Source organism: Marinifilum breve, from assembly GCF_003202155.1.
GTDB classification, from domain to species: Bacteria; Bacteroidota; Bacteroidia; order Bacteroidales; family Marinifilaceae; genus Marinifilum; species Marinifilum breve.
The window spans coordinates 20,554-34,589 of the sequence record NZ_QFLI01000013.1 but is presented as its reverse complement, the minus strand read 5'-3'; the positions used below and the strand labels follow the sequence as shown (position 1 = coordinate 34,589).

At 34.3% G+C, this 14,036-nt stretch carries 11 protein-coding genes and 1 riboswitch; of the genes, 5 read left to right on the top strand and 6 right to left on the bottom strand.

The features are described from left to right. The first annotated feature begins 69 nt into the window (after positions 1 to 69). Together DF185_RS20915 and DF185_RS20910 are read left to right on the top strand one after the other, a co-directional pair. Positions 70 to 3,735: a sensor histidine kinase gene (locus tag DF185_RS20915; protein WP_133250114.1), complete on the top strand. Its 3,666-nt coding sequence runs from the start codon at positions 70 to 72 to the stop codon at positions 3,733 to 3,735. Then, the gene (locus DF185_RS20910; protein WP_110363338.1) at positions 3,735 to 4,511 is read left to right on the top strand and encodes an MBL fold metallo-hydrolase; all 777 of its coding nucleotides are present in this window, start codon (positions 3,735 to 3,737) and stop codon (positions 4,509 to 4,511) included. Before DF185_RS20915 ends, DF185_RS20910 begins: the two co-directional genes overlap by 1 nt. Here DF185_RS20910 and DF185_RS20905 read toward each other — a convergent pair whose 3' ends face one another. The 6 genes from DF185_RS20905 to era all read right to left on the bottom strand — a co-directional run bounded on the left by DF185_RS20905 (position 4,512) and on the right by era (position 10,508). Continuing rightward, positions 4,512 to 5,105, bottom strand: coding sequence for a response regulator transcription factor (locus tag DF185_RS20905; protein WP_110363336.1), 594 nt, complete (start codon positions 5,103 to 5,105; stop codon positions 4,512 to 4,514). Between the two features lie 9 nt (positions 5,106 to 5,114). Beyond that, on the bottom strand, positions 5,115 to 5,843 hold the full coding sequence (locus DF185_RS20900) for a hemerythrin domain-containing protein (RefSeq protein WP_110363334.1): 729 nt from the start codon (positions 5,841 to 5,843) through the stop codon (positions 5,115 to 5,117). 230 nt (positions 5,844 to 6,073) lie between these two features. Beyond that, entirely contained in the window at positions 6,074 to 7,351 is a 1,278-nt protein-coding gene (locus DF185_RS20890) for a tetratricopeptide repeat protein (protein WP_110363330.1), read from the bottom strand. A gap of 213 nt (positions 7,352 to 7,564) precedes the next feature. Continuing rightward, positions 7,565 to 7,954, bottom strand: coding sequence for an HU family DNA-binding protein (locus tag DF185_RS20885; protein WP_110363328.1), 390 nt, complete (start codon positions 7,952 to 7,954; stop codon positions 7,565 to 7,567). Positions 7,955 to 8,241: 287 nt separating this feature from the next. Continuing rightward, positions 8,242 to 9,549: a ribosome biogenesis GTPase Der gene (der, locus tag DF185_RS20880; protein ID WP_110363326.1), complete on the bottom strand. Its 1,308-nt coding sequence runs from the start codon at positions 9,547 to 9,549 to the stop codon at positions 8,242 to 8,244. Between the two features lie 77 nt (positions 9,550 to 9,626). Next, entirely contained in the window at positions 9,627 to 10,508 is an 882-nt protein-coding gene (gene era / locus DF185_RS20875; protein ID WP_110363324.1) for a GTPase Era, read from the bottom strand. A 230-nt stretch (positions 10,509 to 10,738) separates the two neighbouring features. After that, positions 10,739 to 10,857, top strand: a riboswitch (FMN riboswitch). A gap of 114 nt (positions 10,858 to 10,971) precedes the next feature. Between era and ribD the strand changes: the two genes are divergently transcribed. From ribD to DF185_RS20860, 3 genes are read left to right on the top strand one after another with little or no spacing between them, the layout of a single operon-like run. Beyond that, positions 10,972 to 12,069, top strand: a complete 1,098-nt coding sequence (gene ribD / locus DF185_RS20870; RefSeq protein WP_110363322.1) for a bifunctional diaminohydroxyphosphoribosylaminopyrimidine deaminase/5-amino-6-(5-phosphoribosylamino)uracil reductase RibD — start codon at positions 10,972 to 10,974, stop codon at positions 12,067 to 12,069. Between the two features lie 37 nt (positions 12,070 to 12,106). Further along, positions 12,107 to 12,763: a riboflavin synthase gene (locus DF185_RS20865; RefSeq protein WP_110363320.1), complete on the top strand. Its 657-nt coding sequence runs from the start codon at positions 12,107 to 12,109 to the stop codon at positions 12,761 to 12,763. Positions 12,764 to 12,787: 24 nt separating this feature from the next. Then, complete coding sequence (locus DF185_RS20860) at positions 12,788 to 14,035, top strand: bifunctional 3,4-dihydroxy-2-butanone-4-phosphate synthase/GTP cyclohydrolase II (RefSeq protein WP_110363318.1); 1,248 nt, start codon at positions 12,788 to 12,790, stop codon at positions 14,033 to 14,035. Position 14,036: the final 1 nt, after the last annotated feature.

Sequence of the window (14,036 nt, the reverse complement as noted above, 5' to 3'; positions counted from 1 at the left end):
TTATGCTAATTTGTGAGAGGTTTAGCATGAAATTTGTTAATCCAAACAAAAATTTCAAAACAGTCAGCATTGGAAAATAAACTTCTCAAATACATTTTAGGAATATCAGTACTGGTATTCTTCGGCTTGGCAATCACTTCTGATTATCTTTTTAATCGCGAAGATAGCTTGCAGCAATCGGCAAAAAGAATACAACATGTTTTTAGAGAAAAAGAACCTTCCCTAAAAAAAGATTTAAATGAATTGCGCAACGCCATTGTCAATAAGAATGGCGGATTAAGTGAATACAATAATTTCACGGAATTTGAGCATGACTTAAAAAAAGATGGTTTTGTTTTACTGGCATTTAAAGAAGACAGTTTAGGGTTTTGGAGTGATAACTCATTCATAGTTCCTAAAGTAGAAAGCCTTAAAGAATCCCATGGTAGTGTTAAGAGATTCGAGAATGGCTGGTACTATATTCAAAGACAACAATTAGACAGCATTGATTTATATGGATTATTGCTTATAAAAAAGATTTACCCATACCAGAACAAGTACCTAAAAAATCATTTCGATCGAGAATTTGATATACCTGCTGAGTTTGAAATATCATTAAATAAAGAGAAGGGAGTTCCGATTTTTGATAAAGATGATAACTTCCTATTTTCATTACAAAACAATAACTATGGCTACAGTGCACCAAAAGCTCAACATCGTATCGGAGCTTTTTATGCTATCTTCATTCTCCTGCTTTTAATCCTGATTAGCATTCTAATACTTGAAATTAGAAATGTAAAAATTGGTTTAAGTGCACTTTTTATTTGGGGGATATCATTATTGTGTCTTCGATATCTAATGATACAATACTCCTTTCCTGCTGTCTTTTCCAATTTAGAGATTTTCTCACCAACACTATATGCACGTTCATTCTTCTTCCCATCATTAGGGGATTTTCTACTGAATGTTCTATTCCTTTATCTTTTTATTTACACCTACTCATCATATGGATGCAAATATCATATTCTTAAAGGAGTATCAAAAACAGGAGCAAGTATACTATTTGTTTTGTATTTAGTATTGTATTGGGCATTTTTTTACTCAATTCAAGGTTTGGTGAGCAGTTTGGTACTAGATTCTAGCTTCAGCCTACAAATGTTTGTTTTCCAGGATTACGGAATTTATGTGTTTGTTGGGTTTCTAATTTTACTTTTACTAATGTATTCTATGGGTCACTTTGCATATCTCATTGCTGCCCTATCAAGATCTAGATGGAGTTTGGGGAAATACTTGATATATGTATTTGCTATTTCAATTCCTGCTATCCTATATCTTTTCCTTTATTCATTCGAACCCCAAAGCTATCTCTTTTTAATTCTACCATTAATCATTCTATTACTTGTGGGATTTGCAAGTTATAAAGCTGCAAAAGGAAGCTACTACTCATTAATGATAGTTTTATTGTTGTTTGTTGCCATAGCTGTAACCGGAGTTATCAATTTCCTATCAGAAAAAAAAGAAGCTCAAAACCGATTGGTATCAGCAATGAACCTTTCTACAGAATACGATCCTACTTCTGAAAATTTATTGGTTCACTTGCAGAAAGATCTCGATTCAGATAAAAAATTAAAACAAATGTGCCAACATCCATTTAGGAATCAAGTACGCATAATGGATCACATACAAAATCGATACTTTTCAGGATACTGGGATCAATTTTATTTACAGACTATAATTTGTGACAAAATTGAGGAATTAAATATTGAACCTGATACTCAAACAAGAAACTGTTTCGAATTCTTCGAAGAGATGATACTTCAATCGGGAGAAGAAATTCCAAATACAAAATTCTATTATTTAAATGATTTCGATGGAATGGTTTCCTACCTCGGGAAACTGGAATTTAACACCAAAAGAATGGGCTTGGTTCGAATTTTTATTCGTCTTGACTCCAAACTTGGCAATGAAGGAATTGGATATCCAGATTTGTTGCTCGATGAAAAAGTTACGCTAAAACAAAGAGGAAATGAATATTCTTATGGAAAATATAGCGATGGTAAATTGATTGCTTCCTCTGGGAAATTCAATTATTACATGAATGAAAAAGTATTTGGAACCAACCAAGAGAAATCATTCCATGTAGAACTCGACGATTACAACCACCTAGTTTATCGATTCGATAACAATGCGGTTGTAGTAAGCTATCCTCTTGTTACCTGGTACAACAGAGTAATAACCGTTCCATACATATTTGTATTTCTTTACCTGTTTGGCATGTTTATTTGGTTTTTGAGTCGATTCCCATGGAAATTTAAATTCAACATGAGCTTTAAGTTTAGAATACAATACTCTATAGTAGGATTGTTAATGCTATTCTTTTTACTGCTAGGTGGAGGTACGGTTTATTACACAATTGAAAGAACAGAAGAACTAAATAACAGAAAATTAGAAGAGAAGTTACAATTGGTAAAGCAAGAAGTAATTTCGAGCTTAGGCGAAAATTTAAATGTAGATTTTCTAACAGATCGTTTACGAAGTCTATCCAGTTTAATTTATGCTGATATTCATTTGTATAATTTATCAGGAGAACTGATCACCTCATCGCGCCGTGAAATATTTGACAAGAAATTACAATACAATAAAATGAATTTTGCGGCCTATTATCAATTGTTTTTTAAAGAAAAAACAAGCTTTATTCACAAAGAAGAAATTGGTAAAATGTCGTATTTATCGGCCTACGAAACCATAGTTGATGAGAACAATAAAATTATTGCATTTGTAAACCTTCCTTATTTCACCAAAAGTCAGGAGCTGGAAAAAGAAATGTTCAACCTTATTTTAACAGGGGTTAACTTACATGTATTCATGATTTTGTTGGCCATATTCCTTTCCGTTTTTATTTCCAACAAGATTACTTATCCATTAAGAATTATTCAGAACAGGTTAAAAGCCACTCGATTTGGATCATACGGAGAAAAAATTGAATATTCGAAAGACGATGAAATTGGAAGTCTAATTAATGAGTACAATCAGATGTTGGTTGAGCTTGATGAAAGTGCAGAAAAATTAGCTCGCTCAGAAAGAGAATCTGCATGGAGGGAAATGGCTCGACAAATTGCTCATGAAATTAAAAATCCTTTAACTCCAATGAAGTTAAGCATTCAGTTTTTGCAAAGACGCTTCGAGGAAAAATCTGAAAACAGAGAAGAACATTTTAAGCAAGTAAGCAAGACTTTAATCGAGCAAATTAATGCTTTGTCTTCAATTGCAACTGCCTTTTCAAATTTTGCAAAAATGCCATCGGCAAATAACGAACCGTTAAACCTAGTTGATATATTAAACCATGTTATTTCTTTGTTCAGAAACGATGAACTGGATTTAAAACTTCAATTGAACGGAATTAAAACAGCCAATGTATTTGTAGATAGAGAACAGTTTATTCGAGTATTTGTGAATTTGATAAACAATGCCATTCAATCCATTCCTGAAAATAGAGATGGACAAGTAATAGTTGAACTTGAAGAAGAAAAAAAATACTTTAAAGCTTGTGTAATTGACAATGGGAATGGGATTAGCGATGATGTAATGAAAAGGCTATTCTATCCTAATTTCACTACCAAATCGGGTGGAATGGGATTAGGTCTGGCCATTGTAAAAAACATCATAAAAAATGCAAAAGGTGAAATTTGGGTAGATTCAGAACAAGGAGTGGGTTCATGCTTTAACCTTAGAATTCCTAAAAGAAAAGATGATTAATGAAACTGAAAATACTATTAGACAATACGGCAAAAGAAGGTTTTGAATCGGTTCATGGATTCTCTGTACTTGTCGAATCCGATAAGAAAGTTTTGTTCGATTCAGGTCCAAATGAGTTATTTGTAAAGAATGCAGAAAAATTAGGTGAAGATTTTTCTGATATAGATACTGTGATTCTAAGTCATGGCCATTGGGATCATGGGGATGGTTTGAAGTATCTATCAAGTAAGAAGCTGATTTTACATCCAGATTGTTTTATTACCAGACATCGAAAACGGAATAATACCCATGTAGGCTTATCTATGAACAAAGATGAACTTTCGAAGAACTTTAACATTATAGAAAGCAAAAAGCCTTTGTGGATTTCTGAGAATATGGTGTTTTTGGGAGAAATTCCAAGATCAAACGATTTTGAATCAAAAGAAAGTCCTTTCCTATTGCCCGATGGATCGCCAGATTTTGTTCCTGATGATTCAGCAATTGCCATAACCAGTAACAAAGGCTTAATTGTGATTAGCGGTTGTGCTCACTCAGGAATTTGCAATACTGTTGAATATGCTAAGGAAGTATGCAAGACCAATCCTGTATATGCAGTAATTGGCGGTTTTCATCTGAAGGAAATTGATGAGCTTACCATCAAAACAATTGAATATCTAAAAGATGAAAACATTGAAATTCTTGGGCCAACCCACTGCACTAGTTTTAAAGTTCGCGATGAATTTTCAAAAAGCTTTAACTTGTTGGAATTGGCCGCAGGTGTAGTTATAGAGTTGTAACTATTTTACCTCATCCATACTAATCAGATTGTTCAGAATTGCATATACAGTTAAGCCAGAAACAGATTTAATTCCAAGCTTTTGAGTTATATTTTTACGATGAGTAACAACAGTGTGAATGCTTATAAACAACTGATCGGCAATTTCTTTATTGGTTAACCCTAAGGCAATGTGTTTCAATATATTTTGCTCACGAGAACTTAAAGTATCATTCGACTTATTGGTTCTATTTTTTTCTGCCTTTTGATTCACTATTTCCTCTATAAGTTCGAGAATTTTAGACTGATCATCCTTGTAGTGAACAAAAGCTTCAGCATTGTATTTGGCCTCAATTGATTTGTCTTCCGATATCAAGATCAAACTCATTTTATTGGCAGTAATAAAAGGCTTTTTCAAATCTTCACAATTCGAATCAAGCATATCGGGATTGGCAATTAAAATATCAGGTTTTAACCTGTTCACAACATCGCATAGCTCAACTTTATTTGAAACAGATTGAAGAATTTCAACATTCCCAAGCTTTTGAATTACGGAGCTAAGTCCTTTTCGAATCAAACAAGTGCTTTCTGCAATTAGTATAGAAATTCTAGGCATAAATGAAGGTTAAAACAGGTTCTTAATTGATTTTTCCATTAAAATGATTTTCGGAATTAAAACCTTATCCTCAATTCTGGAATGATAATTCAAATCTTCCTCTAGCCTAAATAAATCTTGAATAATACTGTGATAAAGATTAGTATTTGCAGGCGGAGCCACATATTTAATCATGATGGTTCTCAAATCCATAAGTTTTTCCTCAATATCATCGTGCTCTTCCTCATACTTCTCAATCGAGAATGACTCAAAAACCTCTTTATTCTTACCGGTAAATTGTTCTGTTTTTAGGATTTCATCAACAGCCAATACATATGGGAACACAACATCTTCCTCACGCATAATGTGGTCGGTAAGCTCCGTTTTGTATCCTTCGAAAAAATTTCTAATCAGGGCAATGTACTTTTTATCTTCACTGCCTTCCTGTTCCAGGCTTATTATTTTTTGCTCAATTTCGGTTACTGTATTATTTAAATAACTAGCATGAGTCATTTTCAGATAGGCAACAATTTCACGTACAGGAATAGTTTGCAGCTCTTCTTTTGGAAAATAATCCTGATCATGATAAGCATTTACCAACTGTAGGAAAAAATTCAGATCCACTACACTATCCTTACAAACCTGAGCTACGGTTTTATCTCCGAACCCCAATTCAATTCCAAAACGATGAATAACAGGTATTAGCATGTAATTCATTTGAATTACATCAGCCATTTTCATATTCTCCTTTATATGCATGCTTTTTAATTTTAATGAATCTAAATTAGTAAAAAAAAGGAGATCTTATCAGAAGAAGGGAAAAATAGCAATCGAAAACCGAAACCAAATGAGTAAAAACACTAAAAAGAAATATTATGGCAAAAGATTTCTCAAATTCATTTGGCCTCAGTTTCGGGAGCTCGTTTTTAAGTCATTACAAACATAGCCAGCTTTACATTTGTTCGCAATACCAACATGTAGGTATTCTTTTACTTTTCGAAGTGTATTTTTTCTTTTATGTGTAATATTCTTGATTTGGCGTATTCGTAACGCTCGCCACCAATATCTTTTGTTTCTCTGATGTATTGAGAATAATATTTTAGCGCTTTCTTTTTGTTATCGCCAAACTCCTCATAAGTTGTTGCTATTTCATACAACACTTCTGGATTTGAACGATCCAGTTCAAAGTGATTTTTATATTCAATTACTGCTTTTTCAAATTCACGAGTTGCATTGTAAGCTTTTGCCAAATACAAATGCATTGATGATTTAATTGGAGGTACTATATAATCTAAAGAGTTCTGTAAATATAAAATCCCATTTTTATGATCTTTTATTCGCGAAAAACAAACACCTAAAAAGTAATTCAACATCGGATCTTTATCGAAACTTGCACCCATTTCAGGATCGGCCATACAAATAAAAAATGCGTCAATAGCTTTCTGGTATTGCCTGGTTTGCATATAACAAATGCCTAATTGTTTATATCCATTAAGATTTAGTTTTTTTCTTGTTTCAAGATCTTTGTAAATATTTAATGCATTCTCATACCATTCTAATCCCATCAAACATTGAGCTTTCTTTTTTTGTATCAAATGATTATTAGGATATAGTTCAAGTCCCTTATTACAATAATCCAAAGCTTGTTCAAAGCCTGCCATTTCAGAAAATTTCTGAATCACATTAAGAATAACTGATAAATCTTTCGGATTAAGTTCATATGCCTTTAAATAGGAAGCCAATGCACCTATGAAGTCATGCATTTTACCTTTCAAATTGGCAGCTTGTTTGTGCAAGTACGGATTTAAAGAGTCGCGCGCAATTAATGTCTCATAAGTATCCAATCCTTTAGGATAATTGCTAAGATTGGCATATGTTTTAGCCAAAAGCAAATTACCTTGATAATGCATTGAATCAACAGCTTGAAGTTTTAAAAGCTGATTCTGAGATTCAGGATAGTTTCCCGATGAATAAAGACAATTGCTGTAATTAAATAATGTGGCAGTTGAATTAGGATGTAGTTTGTGAGCTTTCTGATAATTCTCGATTGCAGGAATATACTGATTTAAGCTTTGATAAGCTTTCCCTAAACGAAAATACAATTTACTATTGGTACTATCCTTTGCAACCATTTGCTTAAGAATGGGAATGGCACTTTCATATTGACCATTAAAAAGCATTTGGTCTACCTTATTGGTACGTTGTGAGGATGCATTGGGGATAAAGAAAATACTTGCAAGTGTTAGGGTAAAAAAAAATCGTTTCATTGGGTTTCTATTTTATAATTATCATATAAAGATAACTAAATGATTAGTTTTTCAAAATCCAATGGACTCATATCAAGCATAAACATCAAACGCTTCATCATTATTTATGAGGACTTATCTCAATCAAAAAGTTTTAAAATCGCTTTGCTTCTACTACTTCAAATAGTTTACAAATGATATATTGGCAGTAAACCAATCACCAAACTCAAGTGATTATTTGGGTATTTTACGGTAGTCAATTGTGTTTAATTCATTTTTTAATCGATTGCTTGGGCGAAAGGCAATTTTACTCTTTTTAATTCGATATCGGTTTACTTTTTCTTCTTCATCAACGCCTTCGGCTGAAATATGAAGAGAAAAAGTTCCCAACTCTCCAAGCTCAACACTTGTGTTATTTTTTAACAATGTTGGAATCAATTGTGTAAAAACTTCCAGTATTCCTATTACATCGCCTTTGTTAAAAGAAGAAACATCGGAAATGCGCTCTGCCAAATCATTAATCCCCTCTTTTTTACGACTGGCAACTCGAGGATAATACATTTCTTTTTTACCATCTTTGCTCAATGGCGTTTTTATTTTAACTACTTTGTAGAAGACCGGCATTTGCTTAGCTTTTAAGTAAACTCATTTAATAAATATGAGACTTTAATTAAAAGATACGATTGTTTAATGTACATTAAAAATATTTTTCACCTACATATCATTCTATTATCATGTACATTAAAGCAATAATTCATATAACGATTCTAATCAAACTCTAAGAAGAATTGCCTAATGCTGACATATACTTATAGTTTAAAGTAATTGATCTGAATTTATCCCTCAACTTAATTGATAAAAAAAACCGATCCAGAAATTCTGAATCGGTTGATCGCATTGCTTTGTAGCAATTATTTTTTTCTCATAAAAATCTGGATCGGTACCCCTGTAAATGTCCAGTTTTTACGAATCTGGTTCTCAAGGTATCTCTTGTACGGATCTTTAATGTACTGTGGCAAGTTACAGTAGAATGCAAAAGTTGGAGCCAAAGTAGGCAATTGAGTTACGTACTTAATCTTAATGAATTTACCCTTTACCGAAGGAGGCGTAAAGGCAGCAATGGCGTCTTGCATCACCTTATTCAATTCAGAAGTTTGAATCTTACGAACTCTGTTTTCGTGAACTTCCAATGCTCCTTCTAATACATTTAGTAATCGTTGCTTAGAAAGTGCAGATGTAAAGATGATTGGCACATCATTAAAAGGAGCAATTTTATTTCTGATTTCTTGCTCGAACTCTTTCATAGTGTTGGTTTCCTTCTCAATCAAATCCCACTTGTTCACCATGATCACCACACCTTTTCTGTTTTTGATAATCAAATCAAAAATACTAAGATCTTGTGCTTCTACACCGCGTGTAGCATCAAGAATCAGGATACAAACATCAGCCGTTTCGATGGTTCTAATGGAACGCATTACCGAATAGAATTCCAAGTCCTCATTTACTTTTGGTTTTTTACGAACTCCAGCAGTATCTACCATCATAAAGTCATGACCAAATTTTTGGAATCTTGTATGAATCGAGTCTCTTGTTGTTCCAGCAACATCGGTAACAATATTTCTTTCGATACCAATTAATGCATTCACAGTTGATGATTTTCCAACGTTAGGACGACCAACAAATGCAAGTCTTGGTAAATCGTTGTCTTCTTCTTCAGGTTTTTCTTCAAAATCACCCACAACAGCATCAAGTAAATCTCCAGTTCCTGAACCATTCACCGATGATATTGGATAAACTACATCACCAATTCCCACTGAGTAAAACTCATTTGCTGCAAAAATTAAATCGCTGTTATCTGCCTTATTGGCTACCAAGTAAACTTTTTTACTTGTTCTGCGAAGAATTCTGGCAACAGCCTCATCCAAGTCTGTCATTCCATGCTGAACATCCAACACAAATAAAATGGCATCGGCCTCATCAATAGCCAGCATTACCTGCTTGCGGATTTCTTCATCAAAAACATCTTCAGAGTTGAATGAATATCCACCTGTATCAATTACCGAAAACTCTTTTCCATTCCAGTCTGCTTTCCCGTAATTACGATCGCGGGTTACACCGGCAGTTTCATTTACAATCGCTTTTCGGCTTCCGATTAATCGATTAAAAAGTGTAGATTTCCCAACATTTGGACGACCTACTATTGCAACTATATTACTCATTGTTAATTATGAATTATAAGTTAAGAATTATGAATTTTGCTAGATGCATAATTCATCATTCATAATTTATCATTAATTTATTGGTTGTACCCGAATCCTTTTAATTTATTCTCTTTATTTCTCCAGTCTTTGGCAACTTTAACGTATATCTTTAAAAATACTTTCTTACCAAAGAATGCTTCCATATCTTTTCTGGCTTCGGTTCCAACTTTTTTAAGTGCCTTACCTTGGTGACCTATGATGATTCCTTTTTGTGACATTCTTTCAACATTAATCACCGCCATAATGTTGATAATCTTAGGCTCATCTTTAAATTCTTCCACTTCAACTTCCACAGCATAAGGAATTTCCTTATCGTAGTTCGTCAATACTTTTTCTCTGATGATTTCATTCACAAAGAAACGAGCTGGCAAGTCAGTCATTTCATCCTTAGCAAAGTAAGGAGGTCCCTCAGGCAATAGCTCTAAAATTCTATTAAATAAATTGGAAACATTAAAATTCTCTTTAGCCGACATTGGGAAAATCTCAGCTTTAGGCAATTTGTCCTTCCACATATCCATTAATTCAACCAATTTATCCTGCGTGGTTAAATCAATCTTATTCAAAATCAGGATTACCGGAATATCTGTATTCTGAACCTTTTTCAGGAAATCTTCATTTTTATCGATGGTTTCAACAACATCGGTAACATATAAAATAATGTCAGCATCAACCAATGCAGATGTTGAAAACTTCATCATCGATTCCTGAAGTTTGTAATTCGGCTTCAATACTCCCGGAGTATCAGAATATACAATTTGAAAATCTTCACCATTTACAATTCCCTTAATTCTATGGCGTGTAGTTTGCGATTTCGATGTGATAATCGAAATTCGTTCACCTACCAAATTATTCATTAAGGTTGATTTTCCAACGTTCGGATTTCCAATGATATTTACAAAACCTGACTTATGAGGCATACTTACTCCAATTTAGTGATTTAAAAATTTTTGCAAATATAGAACAATTAATGCCATTTACGAAAATGTCTAACAATCATTAAGCTTGAGACTTGTATTTTTTTAGATTAAAAATCTATAACGAACTGTTAATATTGTTTAAAGCATATCAGCTTCATTTGTTTTTATAATTGAAACATCTATATTTGTAGCAGAAACAGCGCTTAAAAACTCTGTTTCAACATATTTTATTGTTTCTTCAGGGCAGGGTGAAATTCCCGACCGGCGGTGATAGTCCGCGAATCTGTAAAAAGATTGAACTGGTGAGATTCCAGTACCGACAGTACAGTCTGGATGGGAGAAGAAAAACAATTGATCGATTTGATTAATTCATGTCATTGGAAAAATTAATTCCAGTTGGCAAACCGTATAATAAATGCCCTGAATAGTAATTTACTGTTCAGGGCTTTTTGTTTTTAAATATATGAGCAAGAAATACGAATACATGCACAGAGCTTATGAGCTTGCAAAAAAAGGAGTTGGAAGAGTAAGTCCAAATCCCCTGGTTGGTGCTGTAATTGTAAAAGGCGATAAAATCATTGGGGAAGGCTATCATGAATTTTATGGCGGTCCTCATGCCGAAGTAAATGCTTTCCGTTCGGCCAAAGAATCGGTTGAAGGAGCTACCATATACGTAACTCTTGAACCATGTTCGCACTATGGCAAAACACCTCCTTGTGCCGAAGCCATTGTAAAAAATAAAATTGGAAAAGTAGTTATCGGCATGCTCGATCCTAATCCATTGGTTGCTGGTCGTGGTGTAAAAATTTTAGAAGAAAATGGCATTGAGGTTGATTTTGGCTACTTGTGCGAAGAATTGACAGAAATGAATAAAACCTTTCTAAAATTTATAGAGTCGAAAACACCTTACGTGATAATGAAAACTGCCATGACACTGGATGGAAAAATTGCCAGCAAAACAGGTGATTCGCGTTGGGTATCGAATGAAAAATCGAGAGCTAAGGTTCATGAATTAAGAAACGAACTGTCAGGAATCATGGTTGGTGTTGATACTGTAATTGCTGATGATCCTATGCTTACTACCAGGTTAGAGAATGGGAATGGTCAGAATCCAATTCGTATTGTAGTAGATAGCAAAGCGAGAATTCCTTTGAGTGCTAAGATTTTAAATACTTCGGATCAAGCAAAGACAATTTTAGCAGTTACTGAAAAAGCAGATCTCGATAAAATCAAGAAGATTGAAGCCAAGGGAAATCAAGTTCTAAAAGTGAATGCTTTAGATGATCGAATAGATTTAAATGCTTTAATGCAAAAGCTGGGAGAACAAAACATCGATGGCCTATTATTAGAAGGTGGAGCTACGCTAAACTTTTCAGCATTGCAATCGGGTGTTGTTGATGAAGTTGTTTCTTTTGTCGCACCTAAAATAATTGGAGGTAATGCTAAAAGTCCGGTAGGAGGAGAAGGCATTGAATTAATGAAAAATGCCATAGAATTAGATAATATTAAAATGCAACAATTGGGAAATGACCTAATGTTGACAGGAAAAATAAAGTCGTGACGTTGCATGCAACGTCTGTACAACCCAAAATATAGAAATGTTTACAGGTTTAATAGAGGAAATAGGACAAATTAAAGCCATTGAAAGAGGAGCAAAATCGATACGTTTGAGCATTTCTGCCAGTAAAATTATGGATGATGTAAAATTGGGCGATAGCATTGCAACCAATGGCATTTGTCTAACGGTAGTAAGTTTCGACTCTGCCGGTTTTACAGCTGATGTTATGCCGGAAACCATGAGTCGAACCAGTTTTGGTGCACTTGGTACTGGTAGTAGAGTGAACTTAGAAAGAGCTGTTCGTGTTGGCGATCGATTGGGTGGTCACATGGTAAGTGGTCATGTGGATGGCTTAGGAGAAGTTGTAGGGCAAGAAAAAGATGACAATGCTATTTGGGTGAGTATTGCTGCTCCAAAAAGTATCTTGAAATATGTGATTGAAAAAGGATCAATTGCTATTGATGGAATCAGCTTGACTGTAGCATATGTGGATGAGAAGATCTTTAAAGTCTCAATCATCCCATTAACTCAGGATGATACAACATTAACATCTAAAAAAGCTGGCGAGAAAGTCAATTTAGAATGCGACATGACAGCTAAATATATAGAGAAATTCATGTTCCACAGAGAGGAAGAAGAAATATCAGATAAATCTGATATTTCAATGGATTTTTTAAGAGAAAACGGATTTGCATAAACAAGACAACAAACTAAATAAGTAATGGAATTTCATACTATTGAAGAGGCGATTGAAGACATCAGACAAGGTAAGATGATTGTGGTGGTGGATGATGAAGATCGCGAGAATGAAGGTGATTTATTAATGGCTGCCGAAATGGTAACTCCTGAGGCGATTAATTTTATGGCTCGTCAAGCTGGAGGATTAATTTGTATGCCAATTGTAAAAGAACGTTTGGACGAATTGGATATCGATATGATGGTGTACAACAATACCGATGCCAAGCAAACTGCTTTTACTGTTAGTATTGATGCAGCTGATTGTACAACCGGAATTTCTGCTCATGAACGTGCTCATACCATTAAAAGAGTATTGGAAAATGATGCTAAACCTGAAGACTTTACTCGTCCGGGACATATTTTCCCATTGGTTGCTCGTAAAAATGGTGTATTGGTTCGTGCTGGACATACCGAAGCAGCTGTAGACTTAGCTCGTATGGCAGGTTTGTATCCTGCAGGTGTGATTTGTGAAATCATGAACGAAGATGGTACCATGGCTCGTGTTCCTCAATTGAAGGAGTATATCGAAAAGCACGACCTGAAAATGATCACCATTGCTGATTTAATTGAGTATCGTCGTCAGACAGAAACCATGATTGAAAAGGTGACCGAAACTGCTATGCCAACACAGCATGGAGAGTTCAGAGCTCATGGTTATGTGAATAAAATTACCGGAGAACATCATGTTGCTTTGGTAAAGGGTAATGTTGATACCGATGAGCCTGTTCTTACACGTGTTCATTCTGAATGTTTAACTGGTGATGCTTTTGGTTCCCTTCGTTGCGATTGTGGAGAACAATTACAAGAAGCTCTTAAAAGAATTGAAAAGGCTGGCCGCGGCGTATTGTTATATATGCGTCAGGAAGGTCGTGGAATTGGTTTGATCAACAAGCTTCGTGCATACCAATTACAAGATATGGGAATGGATACTGTTGAAGCAAATCTTGCCCTTGGTTTTAAAGCTGACTTACGTGATTATGGTATTGGAGCTGCAATTCTTGCTGATTTAGGGGTGAAGAATTTGAAGTTAATGACCAATAATCCGTTAAAAGTAGCAGGTTTAAAAGGATACGGAATCAAGATTGTTGATCGTGAAGAAATTGAAATGACACATCACGAAAAGAATGAATTTTACATGATGACCAAAATGAAAAAAATGGGTCATATGTTACATCAGGATGTGAAGTGGAATCTTCAGAACGATGATAAAAAAGTAAAAGGAATTGAATAAA